This is a genomic window from Occallatibacter sp. (assembly GCF_049510455.1).
In the GTDB taxonomy this organism is placed as follows: domain Bacteria; phylum Acidobacteriota; class Terriglobia; order Terriglobales; family Acidobacteriaceae; genus Telmatobacter.
This window is the reverse complement of record NZ_JBEKYX010000003.1, coordinates 22,095-44,007: the sequence shown is the minus strand read 5'-3', so window position 1 is coordinate 44,007 and position 21,913 is coordinate 22,095. Positions and strand designations below refer to the sequence as shown.

Annotated in this window: 14 protein-coding genes; 7 read left to right on the top strand and 7 right to left on the bottom strand. The window is 59.8% G+C overall.

All coding sequences use genetic code 11. The features are described from left to right. Positions 1-67 precede the first annotated feature (67 nt). The 4 genes from ABSG47_RS00960 to ABSG47_RS00945 are packed head-to-tail and all read right to left on the bottom strand — an operon-like array spanning position 68 to position 3,675. A complete protein-coding gene (locus tag ABSG47_RS00960; RefSeq protein WP_424165184.1) occupies positions 68-1,330 on the bottom strand; it encodes an aspartate aminotransferase family protein in 1,263 nt (420 codons plus the stop codon). A gap of 14 nt (positions 1,331-1,344) precedes the next feature. Further along, positions 1,345-2,127 carry an acetylglutamate kinase gene (gene argB, locus ABSG47_RS00955; RefSeq protein WP_424165181.1) on the bottom strand — a complete coding sequence of 261 codons (783 nt, stop codon included), beginning with the start codon at positions 2,125-2,127 and terminating at the stop codon, positions 1,345-1,347. Positions 2,128-2,140: 13 nt separating this feature from the next. Beyond that, positions 2,141-3,208 (bottom strand): N-acetyl-gamma-glutamyl-phosphate reductase, encoded by a 1,068-nt coding sequence (gene argC, locus ABSG47_RS00950; RefSeq protein WP_424165178.1) that lies wholly within the window; start codon positions 3,206-3,208, stop codon positions 2,141-2,143. Beyond that, entirely contained in the window at positions 3,205-3,675 is a 471-nt protein-coding gene (locus ABSG47_RS00945; protein ID WP_424165176.1) for an arginine repressor, read from the bottom strand. Before ABSG47_RS00945 ends, argC begins: the two co-directional genes overlap by 4 nt. 319 nt (positions 3,676-3,994) lie before the next feature. Between ABSG47_RS00945 and gltB the strand changes: the two genes are divergently transcribed. Beyond that, a complete protein-coding gene (gltB, locus tag ABSG47_RS00940; RefSeq protein WP_424165173.1) occupies positions 3,995-8,452 on the top strand; it encodes a glutamate synthase large subunit in 4,458 nt (1,485 codons plus the stop codon). A gap of 94 nt (positions 8,453-8,546) precedes the next feature. Next, a complete protein-coding gene (locus ABSG47_RS00935) occupies positions 8,547-10,346 on the top strand; it encodes an AMP-dependent synthetase/ligase (RefSeq protein ID WP_424165170.1) in 1,800 nt (599 codons plus the stop codon). On the opposite strand, the gene ABSG47_RS00930 is transcribed toward ABSG47_RS00935, so the two are convergent. Further along, positions 10,279-10,926, bottom strand: coding sequence for a hypothetical protein (locus ABSG47_RS00930; protein WP_424165167.1), 648 nt, complete (start codon positions 10,924-10,926; stop codon positions 10,279-10,281). The two genes, ABSG47_RS00935 and ABSG47_RS00930, sit on opposite strands and share 68 nt — an antisense overlap. A gap of 211 nt (positions 10,927-11,137) precedes the next feature. On the opposite strand from ABSG47_RS00930, the gene ABSG47_RS00925 reads away from it, so the two are divergent. From ABSG47_RS00925 to ABSG47_RS00905, 5 genes are all read left to right on the top strand, one after another. Next, a complete protein-coding gene (locus tag ABSG47_RS00925; RefSeq protein WP_424165164.1) occupies positions 11,138-12,172 on the top strand; it encodes a 6-phosphofructokinase in 1,035 nt (344 codons plus the stop codon). Between the two features lie 91 nt (positions 12,173-12,263). Next, complete coding sequence (locus ABSG47_RS00920; protein WP_424165161.1) at positions 12,264-12,734, top strand: GNAT family N-acetyltransferase; 471 nt, start codon at positions 12,264-12,266, stop codon at positions 12,732-12,734. Between the two features lie 128 nt (positions 12,735-12,862). After that, positions 12,863-13,678, top strand: coding sequence for a DUF1175 family protein (locus ABSG47_RS00915; protein WP_424165158.1), 816 nt, complete (start codon positions 12,863-12,865; stop codon positions 13,676-13,678). Then, on the top strand, positions 13,675-18,366 hold the full coding sequence (locus tag ABSG47_RS00910) for an alpha-2-macroglobulin family protein (protein ID WP_424165156.1): 4,692 nt from the start codon (positions 13,675-13,677) through the stop codon (positions 18,364-18,366). The genes ABSG47_RS00915 and ABSG47_RS00910 overlap by 4 nt, the downstream gene beginning before the upstream one ends. Further along, entirely contained in the window at positions 18,366-19,127 is a 762-nt protein-coding gene (locus tag ABSG47_RS00905) for a hypothetical protein (RefSeq protein ID WP_424165153.1), read from the top strand. Before ABSG47_RS00910 ends, ABSG47_RS00905 begins: the two co-directional genes overlap by 1 nt. Here ABSG47_RS00905 and ABSG47_RS00900 read toward each other — a convergent pair. Together ABSG47_RS00900 and ABSG47_RS00895 are read right to left on the bottom strand one after the other, a co-directional pair. Next, the gene (locus ABSG47_RS00900) at positions 19,124-20,836 is read right to left on the bottom strand and encodes a SpoIID/LytB domain-containing protein (RefSeq protein ID WP_424165150.1); all 1,713 of its coding nucleotides are present in this window, start codon (positions 20,834-20,836) and stop codon (positions 19,124-19,126) included. The genes ABSG47_RS00905 and ABSG47_RS00900 overlap by 4 nt on opposite strands. A 44-nt stretch (positions 20,837-20,880) precedes the next feature. After that, positions 20,881-21,789 (bottom strand): penicillin-binding transpeptidase domain-containing protein, encoded by a 909-nt coding sequence (locus ABSG47_RS00895; protein WP_424165147.1) that lies wholly within the window; start codon positions 21,787-21,789, stop codon positions 20,881-20,883. Positions 21,790-21,913 lie beyond the last annotated feature (124 nt).

Below are 21,913 nucleotides of genomic sequence, written 5' to 3'. Positions count from 1 at the left end.
AGCGGTCAGAATGTCGGGATCGGATGCGACGTCAATTTCAAGATGCAAACGTTCCAGGGTTGCTTTGCTAGACACGGTTTCCTCCTGCGGCCTGCGAAGCCGCTGTGCCGCTGAATGCGGCTGCGTGTTCGGTAAAGATTTCATCCAGTGCGGCAATGGTTGCATCCACATGCGCGCGCTCCAGAATGTACGGCGGAAGGAAGCGCAGCACCGTATCGCTGGTGCAGTTGATGACGATATGTCGCTTGAGCATCTCCGCTACGATGAGCTTGGCCAGATCGGCGGAATCGAGTTCAGCGCCGATCATCAAACCTTTGCCGCGAACCTCAACGATGCTTTCGTGCTTATTTGCCAGTGTGCGCAGTTGCTGCTGGAAGTAGTTGCCCACTTCAGTTGCATGCGCGAGCAGGCCCTCGCTTTCGATAGTTTCAAGAACGGCAATCGCTACGGCGCAGGCCAGTGGACCGCCGCCGAAGGTGGTGCCGTGCATGCCTGCGTGAATGGCGCGCGCAGCCTCTTCCGTGCAGAGAATCGCCCCGAGGGGAAGGCCGCCCGCAAGCGGTTTGGCCAGTGTGGTAACGTCCGGCAAAATGCCGTAATGCTGATAGCCGAACCACTTGCCGGTGCGACCCAGACCCGCTTGAATTTCGTCTGAAATCAGTAAAGCGCCAGTGGACGACGCGAGCTCGCGCGCTTCAGCGAAGAACTCCTGCGTGAGCGGACGGATGCCACCTTCACCCTGTATCGACTCGACGAGAATCGCACAGACTTCGTTTGAAAAGTTCTCGCGCAGATCGGCTACATCATTGAACTTCACGAATTCAAAGCCAGGCACCACAGGTGCGAAGGGCTCGCGGTACTTGGCCTTGTGCGTGGCGGAGACCGCGCCGAAGGTACGCCCGTGGAAGCCGCACTCAAGCGCCAGCACCTTGGTGCCGATTAGCTTGCCTTCGCTGCGCAGTAAGCCGGCATGCGCGCGCGCCAGTTTCAGCGCACCTTCAATAGCCTCAGTTCCGGTATTGGCAAAGAAGGCCCGGTCAAGGCCCGCGCGCTCGGTGAGCCGGAGTGCCAGCTCTGCCTGTCCCTCGTGATAGAAGAGGTTTGAGGTGTGAATCAGCGCTCTGCTTTGATTGAGGATCGCCCGCTCAATCGCCGGATGACCGTAGCCCAGTGCGTTGACGCCAATGCCACTGAGCAGATCGAGATAGCGGTCGCCCTTCTCATCGATAATGTGTACGCCTTCGCCGCGCACAAAGAGAATCGAGTTGCGATCGTATGTATGCAGCAGTAGTTTTGCTTCCGCAGCCTTAATTTGTTCCAGCTTCGACATGCTCTTAATCTCCTCTATGCCACCATGACTTCAGTGCCGTAAGTAACGCGCGTGCTTGTCAGATCGGGAAGAGAACTGGCAGCCTCTGCGGGCAGAATGCGTACTCGCTTCACTCCATTCAAAAGCGCTTCGCGACAGGCGCTCAGCTTGGGCAGCATGCCGCCGGAGATAATGGCGTTCTTCGCCATCTCGGCAATCTGGTCAATGCTGAGCCATCGCAGTGTTTCGCCGCTGCCACCGCGCACGCCCGGTACATCGGTGAGAAAGATCAGCGCATCGGCGCGGCAGGCAATCGCGCAGGCTGAGGCCATCTCATCGGCATTGATGTTGTAGTAATCGCCATCAAAGCCCAGCGCCATCGACGAGAATACCGGCACGCCGCCAATCTGCCAGATCGCTTCAATCAAGCGCGGATCGCTTGCGGCAATTTCGCCTACATAACCGAGATCCGGTGAGGTGCGCTTCTTGCGCGCCCGAAAGGTCAGCCCATCGCCGCCAGAAAGTCCCACTGCCGGCTGCCCCAGACCTCCTAATCCGGCTACAAGCTGCTTGTTCACGCGTCCGGCAAAGACCATCAGCGCCACATCGCGCGTTTCGGCATCGGTTACACGCAGGCCGTTGATAAATTCGCTCTGCTTGCCGAGCGCCTTAAGCGTTTTGGTAAGCTGCACGCCGCCGCCATGCACTACTGCCACCTGGTTGCCATCGCGCACCAGGTCCGCGATCGCCTTCAGCGAGCCGGCCAGCAGCTCAGGTATTTCGAGTCCCGCGCCGCCGAGTTTTACCACATACTTCATCCGAGACCTTCCTTCATTCGAGCCCCTGCTGCTCATCCCAGCCATGCATAACGTTGAAGTTCTGCACCGCCTGTGAGGATGCCCCTTTCAACAGATTGTCAAGACAGCTCACAATCACCGCGCGACGACCATCGGCGGAAAGCTGAAAACCAATGTCCGCATAGCTGGTCCGCGCCACGTGCAAAATTTGCGGCAGCCCGTTTTTGTGCAGCCGAACCATCGGACTGCCGGTGAAAAACGTCTTGTAGGTATGCAGCACTTTATCGCGCGTCTGCGGCTCCTTAAAGCGCAGATAGATGGTAGACAGAATTCCGCGCGGAATCGGAAGCAGATGCGGCGTAAACACAATTGCATCGCCTGGAATTTCAATCTGCTCAAGTAACTCGCCCGTATGCCGATGTCCGAAGACTCCATACGCGGAGAGGTTGTCCGCCGCATACATAAAGTGCGTTTTGGCAGTGGGGGCCTTACCCGAGCCGCTTACGCCGCTTTTGGAGTCGGCCACAATTCCTGCTTCTACATCCACCAGTCCTGCTGCCACAAGCGGCCTCAACGCCAGAATTATGCTCGTCGCATAGCAGCCTGGATTCGCTACCAGCCGCGCACCGGCAATTTTTGCGCGATGCAGCTCCGGCATTCCATACACCGCTTCATCCTGAATCTTCAGCGCCTGCGCAGAGCCTTCATCCTCGAAGGCGTAGATTGCGCGGTTGGCCGCTTCGGTCAGTCGCCATGCGCCGCTCAGATCAATCACGCGCATTCCGCGTGAAAGCGCCTCGGGAGCCCATTCGCGCGACAACTCATGCGGTGTGGCGAGAAACAGCGTCTCAACGTCGTGGTCTAACAGCAGCTCCCATGAAAACGGCTGGTGCCGCAAGTCGCCGCTGCCCTTCGAATCTACAAGCTCCGGATGAATCTCGGCGAGTGGGACCCCGCCGCGCTCAGCTTCGCGCTGATCGAGCCTGCCCGCAAAGATCGGAGGCGTTCCTTTCAGCCGTGGATGCCGCAGAAGCAGCCTCGCAAGCTCCGCGCCCGCATATCCTGTTACGCCGATTACCGCTGTCTGTACCCCGTTGCTCATGACTCCAGCATTATCCTCAACCGTGCTTCCACTCCGGCGGCGCGGCGCGCGTCCTTGCAAATCACCAAAACCGTATCATCTCCCGCGAGGGTGCCGGCCACCTCGGGCCATTCCTCGTAATCGAGTGAGGCAGCTACCGGCTGCGCTCCGCCCATCACTGTACGGATAATCACCTGATTCATCGCTTGCAGCGCGCGCAGGCCAAAGCTGTCGATTACTTCCTGTACGGAGGGGGGCGTATCGTCATCCTTTTCGGCTGCTGCCGCAATAGCTCCATTGCCGTTGCCGTTCGGCAGCGAGTAGCCCGCGGGCCCCTTGTAAATATGCAGCTCGTGAATGTCGCGCGAGAGTGTGGCCTGCGTAACGGCAATGCCGCGGCGGCGCAGCTTGCGGCGCAGCTCATCCTGATTCGTCACCGGAGAGTTGGCAACAACTTCGCGTATCGCATTGTGTCGCCGTATCTTCAACTTCGCCGCCTCGCCCATGCGTTCGTGCAATTCAGAGCAAAAGAATGAGCGCGGCTCCGTGAGGTGCCGCGCTTGCATAAATATACAACGAAACTGTATAACTATGCAAAGAAGATTCCTTGAAAGTCCTGGCGCTTTCTGGCTCATGAGCTGTGCCGATTGAATTTTGTTCTTAGTTTTGGATTCCGTCCTTGTGTCACCTTCGAGACGGCCCGGAACATTTCTTCTTTTATGACAAGAAAATATGTATTCAATCGAAAAATGCGGCAAAATTTTGTAGCAGACTCGAAATTTAACAATTTAAGGGCTACAGTTATTCATGGAAGTTTATGCTCGTGCTGCTTCATATCCAGTGCAGACCGCCTGCCATCTTCAGGGCAGCCTGGTTGATCCGCGTTTTGATTCCGATTCCTGCGGCGTAGGTTTTGTGGCCCGACTTTCAGGCGAGCCCTCGCACCAGATTCTGGCTCACGCGCTTACGGCGCTTTCGCGCCTGGAGCATCGCGGCGCGGTTGCGGCGGATGGGAAGTCGAGCGACGGGGTGGGTGTCACTACCACGGTGCCGCGTGAGTGGCTGCTGAAGCAGGTAGGCCTTACTCTGGTCGAACATAAGCCGCTGGGCGTGGCTGTGTTTTTTTTGCCGCAGGATGACTCCGCGCAACGCGCCGAGATGGCTGCGGCCCTGTCTGCACAAAATCTCGACGAGCTTTTCTGGCGGCAGGTGCCTGTGCGGCCGGAGGTGCTGGGCGAGATCGCCAACTCCTCGCGACCGGCCATCTGGCAACTGCTCATCACCACGCGCAATGCGGAAGACTTCGACCGCCGGCTGTATCTGGCGCGGAAACAGTTTGAGCGTTCAGCTCTGCCTGGTTACATCTGCAGCATGTCTTCGCGGACCATGATCTACAAGGCGCTGTGCGCGGGCCGCCTGCTGAAGGAGTTTTATCCCGATCTCGCGGATCGGGAGTTCAAGACTCCGATCACACTCTTCCATCAGCGGTACGCTACCAACGTGCTGCCCTCATGGGATCGCGCGCAGCCTTTCCGCACCCTGGCGCACAACGGCGAAATCAACACCATCTGGGGCAATCGTGCGCGCATGGAAGCTCGCGCAGCCACCCTGCCGCTCGATCTGTATCCGGTGCTGAGCGAGGGCGGCTCGGATTCGACCTCGCTTGATGAGATCGTGGAACTGTTGGCTAACAATGGCCGAACCGTGGGTGAGGCCGCGCGTATGCTGCTGCCTCCCGCAAACCCTGCCTATAATTCCGCATTTTTGCAGTACAGCGGCGACTGCATTGAGCCGTGGGACGGCCCCGCTGCGCTGGCCTTTACAGATGGCCGCCAGGTGGGCGCTATCCTTGACCGCAACGGCCTGCGTCCTTGTCGATACGCCGTAGATGACACCGGCCTCGTGGTCGCGGGCTCGGAGGTGGGCCTCGTCGACATGGACCCGGATCATATTGTCCATAGCGGTCGGCTGGGCCCTGGCCAGATGATCGTGGCCGATCTCGACTTCAACCGCTTCTTTGAGAATGATGAGATTCTCAACATTTACGATCAGAAGCGGCAATACGAAGATTTAATCCAGCAGGACGTTCCGCTCACGGATGCGGCCGGCGCACCTGCGCCACTCGCTGCCGCGGAGTTGAACCGCCTGCAGCGCAGCTTCGGCTATACGCGTGAAGATGTGCGCATGGTTTTGGCTCCGATGGCCGCCGAGGGCAAGGACGCTGTCTGGTCCATGGGCGACGACACTGCCATTGCGCCACTGGCCAGGGCTCCGCGCCCGCTCTACGCCTTCTTTCGCCAGCGCTTCGCCCAGGTCACCAATCCGCCCATCGATCCGCTGCGCGAGGCCGTGGTGCTCAAGATGCATACGCGCCTTGGCCCCTGGCCGCATATCTTTGAGCTGCGTGAGCCGCTGCCCGGCCTCAGCCTCAACTCGCCGCTGCTTACGCTCGGCCAGATGCACGCGCTTATGGAAGGCGACCACGCGCAGTCCGGCAAGATGCAGCACGCCATTCTGCATTGCACCTGGACGCCTGATACCTCACTCGAAGTCGCTGTAGACATCCTCGCAGCGCGCGCCGTCGAGCTGGTAGGCTCAGGAGCCGCTCTGCTTATGCTTACGGATCGCCATGCATCGCCGGACGCGCTGCCGATTCCCATGGCATTGGCCACTGGAGCCGTGCATCATGCACTTATTCGCGGCGGCGTGCGTGCGGAGGTGGGCCTTGCTGTCGAAGCTGGCGACTGCCGCGAGATTCATCATTTGGCTGTGCTGCTGGGCATGGGTGCAGGCGCGGTGTGCCCGTGGCTGGCGCTTGAAACAGCGCGTGACCTTAACGCCGTAAACGGCGAGACAAATCTGATTCACGCAATGGAGCTGGGCCTGGCCAAGGTCATGTCGAAGATGGGCATCAGCGTGGTGGACAGCTACCGCGGCGCGCATCTCTTTGACGCCATCGGCCTCGCGCAGTACATCGTCGATAAATGCTTCCCGGGTGTTCCCGCGCCCATTGGCGGCATCGGTTTCGAGCAGATCGAGTCTCATGTGCGCCAGTCATGGTCCGGTTCCGATAGCGCCGACGAGCCTTCTGAGGACGAGACAACCGTTGTGGCCGCGGCCCAGGTGACCACTCAGACCAAGGATCTGTCCGACTACGGCTTCATTCGCTTCCGCAAGGCTGACGGCGCCGAGTTGCACCAGTGGCAGCCGCAGATTGTACGCGCATTACAGACCGTTGTCGGCTCCACCAAACAGGGCGCGGCCCTGGCACTTACCCCGTTTGCATCCTTCGCTGCGCAAGCCACAGAGACCGAGCCGCAGAATCTTCGCGATCTGCTTGAAATCCGTCCAGCAGGCCCTGAGGTTGCCGTCGAGTCCGTCGAATCCGCGGGCAATATCACACGGAAGTTCATTGCCTCCGCTATGTCTTTTGGCTCGCTCTCGCCGGAGGCGCACCAGACCATTACGGAAGCGATGAACCTGCTTGGCGGGCGTTCCAACACCGGCGAAGGCGGAGAAGATCCCGCCGTTTATTCTCCGATCAACGGCGCGCCCTCGCTGCTCAATAACAAGATCAAGCAGGTAGCCAGCGCACGTTTCGGCGTCACGGCCGAGTATCTGGCCCATGCGGAAGAGCTTGAGATCAAGGTCGCGCAGGGCGCGAAGCCCGGTGAAGGCGGCCAGCTTCCCGGCCACAAGGTAACGGAGCTGATCGCGCGCCTGCGTCACGCGCAGCCGGGAATGCAGCTCATTTCCCCGCCGCCGCACCACGATATTTACTCCATCGAAGACCTTGCCCAGCTCATCTGGGATCTAAAGCGCGTAAATCCGCGCGCTGCCGTGGGCGTCAAGCTCGTCTCGGGCTGCGGCGTGGGCACCATTGCTGCCGGCGTGGCCAAGGCGTATGCCGATTACATCGTCATTGCCGGCAACTCCGGTGGAACCGGCGCATCGCCGCTTTCAAGCATCAAGTACGCGGGCAACCCCTGGGAACTCGGCCTGGCCGAAGCACAGCAGGTGCTGGTGCACAATGGGCTGCGTGGCCGCGTTCGCCTGCGGACGGACGGCGGTCTCCGCACAGCGCGCGACATTGTTATGGCCGCGCTGCTCGGGGCGGATGAGTACGCCTTCGGTACGGCAGTTCTTGTCGCGCTTGGCTGCGATATGGCGCGCCAGTGCCATCTCAACACCTGCCCCACCGGCATTGCCACGCAGCGGCCTGAGCTGCGCGCCAAGTTCCGCGGCAAGCCGGAGCACGTGGTCCGCTTCTTTGACGAACTGGCCGCGGAAGTCCGCCAGCTTCTGGGCAAATTGGGTCTTTCTTCACTCTCTGAAGCCACGGGCCGTGCAGATCTGCTTGAGCAGGTACGCTGGGATGCAGGTCTCGATCTTAAGCCCATGTTGAAGGCCGTGGCCATTGCAGAGGAGACGGGCGGCGCCATCCGCTGGGAGGGTAGCCGCAATGATCGCCCCGAGCAGCACATTCCCATTGACAACGCATGGGTCGAGCCGGCGCTCGAAGCCTTCAAGTCGAACAAGCCATTTCGTCTTGTAACGCGCGTCACCAATGAAGACCGCACGCTCGGAGCGCGGCTCTCCGGCGAGCTGGCGCTCTTTAAAACACAGAATCCGGCAGCGACCGGCTCAAAGCTTGTCTTCAAGATGCACGGCATTGCGGGCCAGTCCTTCGGGGCCTTTGCCGGCTCTGGCATGACGTTGGAACTCGATGGGCTTGCCAACGATTTCGTCGGCAAAGGTCTCAGCGGCGGCGAACTGATTTTGCGTGCCGTGGGTCGTGCTGCGGAGGATTCTGCTGCCCATACATTGCTAGGCAATGTGGCTCTCTACGGGGCCACTGGCGGATGGCTCTTTGCTGCCGGCCGTGCCGGCGAGCGCTTCGCGGTTCGCAATTCCGGCGCGCTGGCCATCGTGGAAGGCGTGGGCGATCACGGCTGCGAGTACATGACCGGCGGCCTCGCCGTTGTCCTCGGCGAAACTGGCATCAACTTCGGCGCAGGCATGACCGGCGGTCTCGCATGGGTGTATGACGAGGAGGGCGATTTCCTCAACAAAGGCCGCTTTCACAACTCTTTCCTGCAGCCGGAAACGTGGGATGACCTCGACCATGCCGCGCGCAAATCCATCTATGAACTGGTGGAACTGCACGCCGCCAAGACGCAGAGCCTCCGCGCGCGGTGGTTGCTGGCGAACTGGGAGACCGAGTCGCAGCGCTTTGTGCGCCTCACACCAAAGCCGCAAGCGTAGCTCGCATAGCGACCAAACAGGTGCGAGACTGATACACTTCGCTTGGTCTGAAAACAGACTTGGAGTGAATCATCCCGCAACTTTTGGCGCACCCATGACATCGGCTCCCATTAGCACCATCAATGATCTCTTTTTTCGCATTGCGGACGCTGCCAATCCGCGCGCCGTTCTGTGCCAGGATCACGCAGGCCAGTGGCAGCAGCTTTCATCCGGTCAGATTTATCAGCGCGTGCGCGCTGTCGGCTCCAGGCTGCTCGAATGGGGCGTGAAAAAAGGCGACCGTGTCGCACTCATCTCGGAAAATCGCTGGGAGTGGGCCGTTACGGACTTCGCCATTCTTGCCATCGGAGCGGCAGACGTGCCCGTCTATCCCACGCTTACCGGTGAGCAGATTTCCGTGTTGCTCACGGATGCAGACTGCCGTATCGCATTTGTTTCTACGCGCGCGCAGTTGGATAAGCTTAACACCGTCCGGAATCAGACGCCGCTTGAGCGTATCGTGATGATGGATGCCGACGCACCCAAAGGCGCGATTCCTTACAGCAGTCTTATCGAAGGCGCAGACTCGCTTGGCTCGCAACGCGATCCAGTCTTCGATGCCCTTGCGCACTCCGCCGAGCCGAAAGACCTGGCCACGCTGATCTATACGTCAGGAACCACCGGCGAACCGAAGGGCGTAATGCTCACGCACGGTAACATCGCCGCCAACCAGTGCTATTGCATTGGCGGTTACGAGATTTCTCCGAGCGACACCTGCATCTCGTTTCTACCGCTCTCGCACATTACTGCGCGCGCACTGGATTACGCCATGTACAACGCCGGCGCGCAGGTGGCGTATTGCGCGCAGTTCGATAAGCTGCCGCAGGCCATGAAGGAAATTCGGCCAACCTTTTTCGTGGGTGTTCCGCGCGTCTATGAAAAGATCCGTCAGGCTGTCGAGCACAAGTCTGCGGCCAGCCCCATTCGCAAGCGACTGCTCGCTCTTGCGCTCAAGATGGGCCTGGCGCACAGCGATGAGGTCTATCGCAGCCATAAGCCTTCCGCGTTTGGATGGAAGCTCGCCAATAAGCTCGTCTACAGCAAGGTGCAGGAGGCATTCGGTGGGCGTGTACGGTACTTCGTCTCGGGTGGTGCGCCGCTCGGCGTAGACACCGCTCGCTGGTTTGCATCGGCCGGCATCGCCGTTTGGGAAGGTTACGGCCTTACGGAAACATCTCCTGTCATTGCGCTCAACAATCCTAACGCGCAACGCCTCGGTTCAGTTGGCCCACTCCAGCCCAACATCGAAATCCAGTTTGCATCGGACGGCGAGCTACTCATCCGCGGCCCCATCGTTTTTCAGGGCTATTGGAAGAAACCGCAAGCCAATGCCGAGTGCTTCAGCGGCGAAGGCTGGTTCCACACCGGCGACATCGGCCATCAGGACGCCGACGGCTTTCTCTACATTACCGACCGCAAGAAGGAACTGCTAAAAACATCCGGCGGCAAGCTTGTGGCTCCGCAACCTATTGAGAACAAGCTCAAGACGAACGTCCTCGTCGGCAATGCGGCGCTGATCGGCGACAAGCACAAGTTCATCTCCGTGCTCATTTCTCCCAACTTTACAGCTCTCGAAGGTTGGGCTCGCCAGCAGGGAGTCGCTTTTTCCAGCCGCGCTGAACTTGTCGTAGACAGTCGAGTGCATAAGCTGTATCACGGCATCGTTCATGACATCAATGCGGATCTCGCCAGCTTCGAGTCTCTGAAGCGATTCCGGCTCGTACCCGAGGAGTGGACGCAAGAGACCGGAGAGCTTACCCCGTCCATGAAGCTCAAGCGCCGCGTAATTACGGAGCGTTATGCTTCGCTTGTCGCCGAGATTTACGCGGACGAAGCAACCTCACGCGGCGAATAGGCGAAACCAAACCGCGACCAAAGATTCCTCGCTTTGTCCACATGTGGTGCAGGCCGCGAAAGAACGGGGCGCCCCACATGCTCACGGCCAGCAGTCCGCCAAACAGGATCACCGCGTCAATGCTGACGCGTCCCTGGCGCGTCCAGTAGGTATTCGGATCCAGATTCAGCCATAGGGCAAACTCATCCAGTGTCAGCGCCGCGCCTGCTCCATAACTCACGCACATCAGCCTGCTCAGAAAAATAGAAATCGGCGAGTGCGAGCGGCCCACATCGAGCAGCCATCCATAACCGACCAGCAGCAGAATCAGGATTCCCCATACCAGGTGATGGATGTGTACTCCGCGCACCGTCACCCAGTCAAAGGGTCCGCGATCCCGCACAACCATGTCTACAATGAAGCGCACGCCCATGAACGTAATCAGGAAAGAGACTGAAGCCAGAAACAACCGCCGCCGCGGACGGTCTGGAATCGTAGCGCGGATCAGATAGCCCAGCCGCGTCAATTGCAGCAGCACCAGAAGCACCGCAACGACGAAACTTGCAAAGGCGAGTAAGAGCAGTGCTCCGGTTCCGGGCATAGTTTATTGGAACATCCCAGCCTGTAAATTCCGAGTGAAAAGCAAACTGTCCCTGATTGTAAGGGCGTGGCCGCCAACACTTTCTCTTGACTCTCTCGGAGTACACTGTATATGGCGTCGAACTGGCCGAACGCTTCACGAATGTCGTGAGAAATAGAAGCGCCCTGCAGGCCACCGCGCCCCACAGATTCCTCACTAGGAGAGCTTTTCGATGCGTGTAGCTTTGTTGACCGGCGGCGGAGACTGCCCTGGCTTGAATGCAGTGATTTATGCAGCGGTGAAGAAGGGGATCAATCATTACGGCGACGAATTTATTGGTTTCCTCAACGGCTGGAAAGGCGTTCTTGAAAACCAGTGGATTCCGCTGACGCTCGAAAGCACAGACGGCATTCAGCTCAAGGGCGGCACCATCCTTCACTCCTCGCGCACCAATGTGAAGAAGATTCCCGGAGGCATCGAAAAGGTCCAGGAAGTTCTCAAAGAAAACAAGATTGACGCGCTCATCGCGCTCGGGGGCGACGACACGCAGTCCGTCACGCTCTTCCTTGCCGAGCACGGGATTAGCGCGGTCGGCGTGCCCAAGACCATCGACAACGACATCAATGGTACCGACGCGACATTCGGCTACGATACAGCCGTCTCCATTGCCACGGAAGCCGTGGATCGCATCCATACCACCGCCGACTCACACAATCGCGTCATCGTTGTGGAAGTTATGGGCCGCGACGCAGGCTGGATCGCAATGGCCGCGGGCATCGCGGGCGGCGCGCATGTCGTTCTCGTACCGGAGCAGACTATCGATCTCGATCACGTCTGTGCCTTACTCAAGTACAACTACGATCATGGCAAGCATTATGGCGTAGTCGTTGTCGCCGAAGGCTGCCACTTGCCGGAAGGTGGCCAGATTCTCGGCTCAGGCAAGGTCGATTCCTTCGGCCACGCGCAGCTCTCCGGGATCGGAGAAGCGCTCGCCAAGCTCATCCAAGAGAAGACCGGCTTTGAAACCCGCAGCGTGAACCTCGGCCACACCCAGCGCGGCGGTGTGCCCACGGCGTACGACCGTCTGCTCGGCCAGCGTTACGGCCTTCACGCCATTGATATGGTGCACCAGAGCAAGTGGGGCCGCATCGCCGTCCTCAAGGGCACGGACATCACTGACATCACCATCAAGGAAGCCATCTCCACCAATCGCCGCCTTGACCAGCGTTTCTTCGACGTGATCGCTGGCCTTGAAGCCAAGGTCTAGCGCAGCACGCTCCATTTGATATGAAAAGCCATCCCGGAGGGGATGGCTTTTTATTCGCATTCGCACCGTGAATTCATGTCAGGATGAATCCGTGCAATACCGCCTCTACCATCCCGCGGACTTTGAGCAGCTTTACGCCATTGAAGAGGCATGCTTCGATGGCGTCCTGCGCTTTGACCGCCGCTACATGAAGCAGCTCACCGAGCGTGCCTCGAGCGTCACCTGGACCGCGGAATGGACCGCCGAAGAAGGCAGCAGACTCGCGGGTTTCGTTATCGTGGAGTGGACACGGATGCAGCGCGGCATTGTCGCCTACATCCAGACCATCGAGGTCGATCCCACATTTCGCCGCCGCAGTGTCGCCCGTGAACTGCTTCGCCTTGCTGAAGGCTCTGCCCGCCAGGCCCATGCCACCTACATCTGGCTGCACGTGGATGAAACCAATGTAGCCGCCATCGCCCTTTACCGCGGCTGCGGTTACAAGCGCCACGGCAACCACCCCCGCTACTACCAAAACAGTCATGGCGCGGAGATTTATGCCAAGCCGCTCGGCAAAGTATAGCGCGGTCCCGCTGCGCGGGATTCCACCTCTCTGTATTTTTCCACAGAAATGAATTTGGGTTACTATATCGTTCGTCTCCGTATATGCTGCCGATCGCACTGCCAACTGGAACAGTCCGGCCACGCGAGTTGCCTCGCACACTTCTGCGCTCACTCGCAGGAGTCCTTCTTTTAGGTGCGGCAATACTGGTGCTCATGCAGATCGGCCGCCTCGCCCCACATCACACCCACATCCACGCCATCTCTACAACTGCCCGCGCTCGCACGGCAGCCTTCACCGACCGCTTCTCAGACGGCACGCCGGATTTTCTCCGACTTACCGATCCTGCCGACCAGGCTGCCTTCCGGCGCTGGTTCGCACTCATTGCGGATGAGCAGGCCCTGCGTCCTGCCTCTCAGATCCCAACCGAGATTACCGATTGCGCCAGCCTGTTGCGCTACTCTTACCGCGAAGCCCTCAAGCGGCATGACGATTCCTGGTTCCTCTCGACAGGCATTGAAGTTGACGCACTCCCCGGCGAAATCCGTGTATGGCATTATCCTGATACGCCGCTCGGTGCGCAGCTCTTCCGCGTCCAGCCCGGCAGCTTTGAGCCCGCTGACCTCACCAACGGCAGCTTCGCTCAATTCGCTGACGCCAAAACACTTGTCCAGCGCAATGCCTTCCTCGTCAGCCGCGACGTACGCGCCGCACAGCCGGGCGATCTGCTCTTCTACCGGCAATTTGGCCAGTCTTCGCCCTGGCATTCGATGATCGTTGCCGCCGTCGGCACGCAGGCACGCGTCGTCTATCATACCGGACCCGATCACGGACGCCCCGGTGAGCTACGCCGCGTCCTCCTCGCCGAGCTGCTCGATCATCCGGAGCCGCAGTGGCGACCGGTCGCCTCTAACCCTAACTTCCTTGGCGTCTACCGCTGGAATATCTTGCGAGGGGCCGAATGAAATTTTCGCGGCTGCTCTTGGCTCTGGTTCTTGCTCTCCTTTTCGTTGGCTCCGCAGCCCACGCGGCCGAGCCGCGTTCTTTTTCGCTCTCCACGCAGCGCACCTTCGCTCCCGGCGAGCAGATGAAGATCCAGCTCTATTCACGCAACGTGTCCGCGCTCGAGTTCCGTGTCTACAAGGTTCGCGACACGGAAAAGTTCTTCTCCGGCCTCAAGGATCTGCACAGCTTTGGCACGCAGAGCTACTCGCCATCCGAGCAGATTGACAAGCGCACCTTGATCGAACGCCTGCACGACTTTAAAGCCGGCATCTGGTGGAACATTCGTCACTTCTTCCGTAGCCAGTTCACATCGGAAGCCCGCGACAGCGTCCGCGAGCATCAGGCCAGCCTGGGCAAACGCAGCCGCATCGTCGGCGCTACGGAATTCGCCGGCATTCCGCTGCTCAACGAAAGCCAGCTCGTTGCCCGCTGGAAGCTCATCATGCCGCCTTCGCTGGTAAGCGAAACGCAGATTCTGCCCATAGACAATCCCGGCCCTGGCGTCTACCTCATTGAGGCCACAGATGGCACATACAAGGCCTACACCCTCGCCATCGTCACCAGCATGGTGCTGGTGGAACGGTCATTTAACAGTAACCTTGAGGTCTTTGTCGCCGATCGCAAAACCGGCGCGCCCATCTCTGACGCCGACGTGGTTTTCTGGGCCAGCGGCAATCAACAAGCCACTGCAAAAACCAGTGCTGAAGGCTTTGCCCCGCTCAGCATGGGCGAGCATGCAGGACAGCCGGAAAATCTCTGGGTTCTCGCTCATAAGGGCAGCGAGGCTGCCATCGTCACGCCCTGGGGCTACGGCTTCAATGAGAACGCTGCAGGCAACACGCGCGCATTCATTTATACCGACCGTCCTGTTTATCGTCCCGGCCACGATGTCCACATCAAAGCCATCTTGCGCGGCCAGAAAGACGACAATCTGCTTCTGCCTGCTAACAAAACCGTGCAGCTTACCGTGCGGGACGCCGACGACAAGGCCATCTTCAAGAAAGACCTGCCAGTCTCCGCTCACGGCACTGTTTCGGCAGATCTCACGCTTGCTTCCGACGCCTCACTCGGCTACTACAACATCCAGCTCGGCGACCAGGTTCAGGGGGCGGGTAGCTTTTACGTAGAGGAGTATAAGAAGCCTGAGTATCAGGTCACCGTCAAACCTGCCGCCAGGCGCATCCTCCAGGGCAACTCCCTCCAGGCCGTCATTGAGGCGCGCTACTTCTTCGGCGAGCCGGTCGCCGGAGCCAAGGTGAAGTACGTCGTGCACACTTCCACACACTGGTGGTGGGACGAAGGCGAAGAAGATGCACGCGATCAGGCCGGCGCAGACAATTCCGACAGCTCGGATAACTCCGGCGATTCCGACGAGACCTGGGGCGCCGAGGAGCAGCAGGAGCATGAGGGCGTGCTCGACGCCAATGGCCGCCTCACCGTCTCGCTACCCGTTCCGCTTGATCGCAAGCACGACGACGAAGACTTCCGCATCGAAGCTCGCGTAACCGACGCAGCCAACCGCGAGGTCGCGGGCCACGCTACTGTTCTCGCCACTTACGGCTCCTTCCGCCTGAGCGTGGAACCTACCAGCTACATCATCTCGCCCGGCCAGACGCCACGCGTCAAAGTCACCGCGCAGGACTACGATGGCAAGCCTGTGCAGACCCCCATCCACATTGAATCCAGCCAGACAAAATGGGACTCCGTAACGCGCACGGCCACTAAATCCGTTGTAGATAATCGCGATTCCATCACAGGAGCGGACGGAACAGTCTTTGTGGATCTACCCATCAGCACTAGCGGCAGTTTCACCGTTGTAGCCTCGGCCTTCACCCCGGAGAGACGTACCGTGGAAGGCCGCACCTGGCTCTGGATCTACAACGGCGCCGGCGCAAGTTACAACCAGAACGTCCAGGCGCAGCTCGTTCCAGACAAAAAGTCTTACAAAGTCGGCGAGACCGCCCACATACTCCTCGTCACCGGTCTCGACGACAAACCCGATCAGGAGTTCTGGGCTGTCGTCACAGCGGAGGGCAACAGCATCCAGTCGCGTCAGCTACTCCACGGCAAAGGCACCAGCATTGCATTTGATGTGCCAATCACCGACCGCGCCCAGCCCAATCTCACCGTCAGCGCCATGCTTGTCCATGCGGACCAGCTCATCACCGCGCAAAAGAGTCTTTCCGTGCCGCTCACCGAGCGCCGCCTTACCATAACCGCCACGCCCAGCAAGGACAAATACCTTCCCGGCGAAAAAGGCTCCTTTGACATCCTCGCGCAGGATGCGTCCAGCAAGCCCGTGCAGGCAGACCTGAGCTTAGGCGCGGTTGATGAAGCCCTCTACTCGGTTCGCCCTGATACCACTAGCGATATCCTTGGCTTCTTTTATCCACGGCGCTATTCCTGGCTTAACCCCGAGACGTCCTTCGAGTACTACTTCCACGGCGAGGCCGGCACAAAGAGCCCGCTTCTCGCGCGCCTCATTGGAGATGGCCTCTTCCATCCCCGCATGGCGCAAGTCAAACCAGGCTCAGATCTCGTTGTACCCAAGGTGCGCAAGGCATTCCCTGACACGGCTTACTGGAACCCCACCGTCCGCACCGGCCCCGACGGCCATGCGCGCGTCGAATTCACCTTCCCCGACGCCCTCACCACCTGGCGCGCCACTGTTCGCGGCATGACCGACGATGGCAAAGCCGGCAGTGTCATCACGCGTGTCCTCGTTCGCAAAAACCTCATCGTCCGTCTTGCCGCGCCGCGCTTCCTGCGCCAGGGCGATGAGGCCACATTGAAAGTCATCGCGCACAACTATCTCGAATCCGCCAAAGACGTCACCTTCGCACTTGATGTTGCAGGTCTCGACGTTCTCAGCGGCCAAACCACGAAGATCAACATCCCTGCGCGCGGTGAAAGTGTTGCGGAGTGGCGTGTCCGCGCTCGCACAACTGGCTCCGCCACGCTCACAGCTAAAGCCCTCACCAATGAGGAGTCCGACGCGATCGAAATCCCGTTGCCTGTACTGCCCTACGGAGTCAAGCAGCGTAACGCCGGCTCCGGCACAGTCTTCTCAGGCTCAGGCCAGGCGCAGTGGAGTTACAGCTTCCCTGCAAACTCTGACGCGGGCACGCGCTCCATCACAGTTACCGTCGCGCCCTCCGTTGCCGGAACCGTCTTCGATGCGCTCGATTACCTCACCGGCTACCCCTGGGGCTGCACCGAGCAGACCATGTCCAGCTTCCTGCCGGACGTCATCGTTGCGCAGACAGTCGATAAGCTTCATCTCAAATCCCCCATCGACCGTGCCACGCTTAACAAGATGGTCAACGCCGGTCTTGAGCGTCTTTACAACTATCAGCACGACGATGGTGGCTGGGGTTGGTGGCCAGACGATCCCAGTCGCGTCTTCATGACCGCCTATGTCGTCAGCGGCCTGGGCCAGGCGCGCAACGCTGGCTACAAGATCGAGGACAACCGCCTCAACCGCGGTCGCCAGTGGCTGCTCACGACTCTCTCTCAGCATCCGGACATGGTTCCTGATCTCCGCGCATACACGCTCTACGCGCTCGCCACCACTGGCGGCGTCCCGAAGGAACAAATAGACCCTCTCTGGAGCGACCGCGGCAAGCTCGGCACAGAAGCTCTTGCCTTCGCAGGACTCGCTCTCGATGCAGCAGGCGACAGCCGCGCTCTTGAGGCAGCGCAGATTCTCGAATTCAGGGCCAAAGTCAACAGCGGCGATGCCTGGTGGCAATCGCGCTACGACAACCTGCTCGACGACTGGGGTGACAACTCGCCCGAAGCTACCTCCGTAGCGCTCAAGCTGCTCATTCGCCAGGATCGCTCCAGCAGTCTCGTGTCGAAAGCTGTCTTGTGGCTCGGTCAGCAGCGCAGCGGCGACTACTGGGAGACAACCAAACAGACCGCGATGGTCATCGCAGGTCTTACGGACTATCTCGCTCTCAGCGGCGAGCTGGCCAATAGTTCCGACGTGGAGATCCTCGTCAATGGCGCAAGTGTCGGAAACCATCGCTTCGCCCCGGCGGATGCATTCAATGTCCCATGGAAGATCAAGATTCCCGCGCAACAGATCGGTAACGGAGGCCAACTCACCATTCGCAAAACCGGCGACGGCATAACCTACTGGTCCGCCGAAAACCAGTGGTACAGCGCCGATAAGAAGCTCTATCAGAACGGTCAGCTTTCTCTCAACGCTACGCGCGACTACTATCTGCTCCAGAAGAAGCAGGACAAGCCCGACGATCCCATCACCTACGATCTTGTCCCGCTCCATGGTCCCGTTCACGTCGGTGACATTATCGCCGTGCGCTTCGCCATTGCAGGAACCGATTGGAAATACATGCTCTCTGAAGATCCCATCCCCGCAGGCACCGAATTCCTTGAGCGCAGCGATCTCTATAAACTCAACAACAAGCCGGATTGGTGGGCGGACTGGTTTACGCGCAAAGAATTCCACGATGATCGCGCAGCTTTTTTCAATACCGAATTCACCAGGCGCACCGAGTACGTCTACCTGCTCAAAGTTGTTACACCTGGCCGCTTTGGCATCAGTCCTGCGCAATCGGGCCCCATGTATCAACCTTCTGTAACCGCCACCACCGATCCCGCGACGCTGGAGGTGCAACCCTGATGGCCGCACGTGACCTTATGCGCGATATGGCACACAACCTGCGCGCCGCGCGCGGCTGGATACTCGCGCAGTTCGTCGGCTTCCCGCTGATCGCTATTGCCGGCATCGGCTGGACGCGCCTGCCCGACAAATACTGGTGGCAATTCGCGCTCTCCGTCTTGTTGCCACTACTGCTTCTCGCCGCCGCGCTCGCGCTCAAAGCAGGAATTGTTCGCAGCATGATGAGTGAAAGTGAACCTCGCGTCTCACTCATTTCGGGAGCGCTCTCCCTGCTCGTCTGGATCGCCATTGCCTGGCTCCTCTGGGCGCTGCTGGACCGTTGGGACGACAAGATCTATCTGTGGGCTGCGTATCTCAACTCCAAAGCCTCCGCCTGGTGGCGAGCGCGCATCTTCACCTTCCAGCATCTTTCACTCTGGCTCACACGCATCGAGTGGTTCCTGCGCTGGATCGTCATTCCTGCACTTCTCATCCCTCTCGGCGCAGCGTCTGCCGTGCGCGCCTGGCGTCTCCGCTGGCTTAGCACGCTTCACGTCATGCACAACTGGCGCTGGTTTTTCGCCGTAGTTTTCTTCGCGCTCCTTGGCGTAGCCCTGCCCAGCCACTTCTTCAACGGCTTGCCGCATGGCACGCTCAGCGCACAGATCTGGGCCGTCGCGCTCAAGTTCATCGGCGCGTACCTGCTTATGTTCCTTTGCTGGATTCTGCTTCTCGGCTGGGTCTGCGCGCTGCTCAAACAGCAGGAAGCAACGAAACTCTAACGCTGCACCGCAGTCATAGCCTGCGTTGGCACGCCATTCCGCAGCCATGCAGCCACCTGCGTTCGCCCATAACTTCCCAGCAGCTTTTCTGTATACCATCGCGCCGCCGCATGTGCCGCTTCGGACTCGCCCTCATTCGCAGAATGAGCCAGCTTGCGGTCCACATCCTCAAGTTTCATCTTCGGTGCAACCGCGGCTTGTCCTTCAGAACTCCAAGCCTCCACCAATCCCTCGCGCAGCCATAGTGGAGCCTTCACACCCGCTGTGCTCTCCACCAGCGCGTGCAGCATCTCATGCCGCATTACAGGTTCAAGCATCTTTCGACCCGCAAGTGTCCGCATCGGCTGCGTGCCAATCCAACTGCCTTCGGCGAACGCCGCAACCCATCCCGGCGCAAGCGTCGCCGCGCGAAACTCCGGCGTCGACCGATACTCCCGCACAGTAATAATTCCTGTCAGCTCCAACCCAGACCGGCTCCGCGCCTCGGTCAGTGCATGGTCCAGCTCCGGCAAATACGTCTGGTCCTCATCTTCCAGTGTTTCTAGCGTGTAACCCACGCGCGCAAAGCTCCGCCAACTCAGCCCGCTTGCCTCATCTCGCACTTCTGCGCCGGGGAAGTACTGAGCCAAAATTGTGCCCGCATCCAATCCCTGTGCTGCCATAGCTGCCGCACCCACTTGGCAAAGCCCTACGCCGTGCCCCGCGCCGCGCCCGTGAAACAGAAATCCATCGCCGATCCCATTGCTCAGTCTTGACACTTCAAACCATGCGCTCGGAATCCGATTCCACCCTAGCGCGCGGCCCACCGCCAGCCGGAAGTCTTCTGTGGAAACTGCTGTTCCACCCACCATCAGCGTTACTGCCCGTCCAGACTCGCCTCTCTTGGCTACCATCAGCGTCTTCCATCCCGGCGCAACGAGCCCTCCGCTAGCTAGTGCTCGCGTCAACTCCTCCAGCGTCAGCGTCGAACTCCACTCCCGCACACCGTATGCAATGCAATATGGGTCCGCTCGCCCCACAAGCCACGGAGCCATGTCCCCTTTCGCGCCCCACACCTCCGCGGGTACAGCCGTATGCCCGCCACAGTTCTGGTGGAACCACGCCGCGGCCCGCCGTCCATGAAACCACAGTGTCTCGCCTGCGGTTCTCAGCACAGCCGCATGAGCTGCCGCCTCGCGCCCCGTCGCGCTCCAGCGCAGCAGTTGGCAGTGCGTCGCATCGCACAGGTCATATTCGGCGTGTCCATGTCGCACATGCAGCGCAAAGCTTCGCACCACCACGGCCAGCGCCTTCAGTGATTCCTCAGAGTCACCCGCGCCGCTCTCGCTCGCTACTACGCGCTCCACATAGCGCTCCACCGGCATTGTTACAGCTATCGTCAGCACGCCTCCCCGCGCAATCACATGCACAGGGTACGGAAGTGCCACACGCTCTCCATGCGCTTCCAGGATCAGCGCCCCGCTCAGCCACATTTCCGTAGAGTGTTTGCCGCCAAAGGCAATCGCACTGTCCTCCGCGCGCAGTCTCATTTCCTGCGCCAGCGGAACCGCACCACATCGGTCGCACGTTCGCACACTTGCACTCTCACCCTGCGCCGCTCGCACCAACACTTCGCGGTCGTGCCACAGCGTCCACAGTCCCACGCGCAGCGTTGAAGCACTTTGCTGCGCGCCGACCATCTGCGCCGTAGCCACAACTGCCGCAATCATAAGGAAGATTCTGATCCCTGTTCCCGGATCTCTGACCCCTGTTCTCACTTTGTCCTCAGCGGCGATCGCTTCAATACCTCTCCCGCGATCCCTGCCGCATCTGCGCCGCGTCCCACCGGCAGATATACCACCAGAGCAACCTTTGGGTTCTGCGCCGGCGCAAGCCCCACAAACCAACCATGCGTCCGTCCGCCAGCAGTTGCGTTCGCCGTTCCCGTCTTGCCTTCTACCGCCACGCCACCCAAACCTGCCGCCCCCGCCACTCCAAAGCTCGCCGAATCCCGAATTCCTGCGCTTACTACCTCTGTTGCCTTTGTCTTCGGATGCGCAGCAAACTCCAGCCCGAGCCACCGGTACGCCCGCACCAGTTCCAGCGGCGTTACCTCAATCCCCTCCATGCCCAATAGCGCCAATTTTGTCTCATCCGCCGTCCGCGGCTCACGGAATCGCGCCACAGCTTCGCTCTCCACAAGCCCTGTTGTCCCAAGCAGTTCCGAGCGTTCCAGCAGCCCGCGAAGTTTCGCTGGCGGTACGCTTCCTGCTACAGCGGCAAAGTATGTATTGCAGCTCCATGTCAGCGCTTCGTGCGCATCCAGCGCCGGCATCTCCGGATGCGAGCAGTTCAGCTCCCTCCCCGCCACATGCAATTGTCTGCTGCACGCAATCCGCTGCGCGGGATTCCATCCTCCCTGCTCGAGCAGTCCGTACAGTGCAATCGGCTTTAGCGTCGAGCCGGGCGCAGCCAGTGTTCGGGCCGCTTCAGCTAACCTTCGCGCCGCCACCACGCGTCCCGACATTAGGTTCACAACCGCAATCTCGGCGTTCGGCGCGCTCTTCGCCGCATCTGCCACAGCCCACCGCCACGCAACGGCCTGCCCAGTAGCCTGCGCCGCCCATAGCGGCCCTCTCGCCACAATAATCAGAGCGCTTATCAGCCAAATCAATTGCCGCACACCACGAGTATCCACGACCCCAGAGCTAAATGTCTCAAATAAATGGATTTTCGAATCGGCGTAGAGTGTTATAAAACAACCTGGCATTGGATATTCGCATCTCAACATTTGTGTTTTTGCAGAC

Bases quoted from the DNA above. Each gene is read 5' to 3' on its own strand.
- ABSG47_RS00960 (WP_424165184.1), bottom strand. From the start codon at position 1,330: ATGTCGAAGCTGGAACAAATTAAGGCTGCGGAAGCAAAACTACTGCTG.
- ABSG47_RS00930 (WP_424165167.1), bottom strand. From the start codon at position 10,926: ATGCCCGGAACCGGAGCACTGCTCTTACTCGCCTTTGCAAGTTTCGTC.
- ABSG47_RS00925 (WP_424165164.1), top strand. From the start codon at position 11,138: ATGCGTGTAGCTTTGTTGACCGGCGGCGGAGACTGCCCTGGCTTGAAT.
- ABSG47_RS00905 (WP_424165153.1), top strand. From the start codon at position 18,366: ATGGCCGCACGTGACCTTATGCGCGATATGGCACACAACCTGCGCGCC.
- argB (WP_424165181.1), bottom strand. From the start codon at position 2,127: ATGAAGTATGTGGTAAAACTCGGCGGCGCGGGACTCGAAATACCTGAG.
- ABSG47_RS00935 (WP_424165170.1), top strand. From the start codon at position 8,547: ATGACATCGGCTCCCATTAGCACCATCAATGATCTCTTTTTTCGCATT.
- ABSG47_RS00900 (WP_424165150.1), bottom strand. From the start codon at position 20,836: ATGATTGCGGCAGTTGTGGCTACGGCGCAGATGGTCGGCGCGCAGCAA.
- ABSG47_RS00910 (WP_424165156.1), top strand. From the start codon at position 13,675: ATGAAATTTTCGCGGCTGCTCTTGGCTCTGGTTCTTGCTCTCCTTTTC.
- argC (WP_424165178.1), bottom strand. From the start codon at position 3,208: ATGAGCAACGGGGTACAGACAGCGGTAATCGGCGTAACAGGATATGCG.
- gltB (WP_424165173.1), top strand. From the start codon at position 3,995: ATGGAAGTTTATGCTCGTGCTGCTTCATATCCAGTGCAGACCGCCTGC.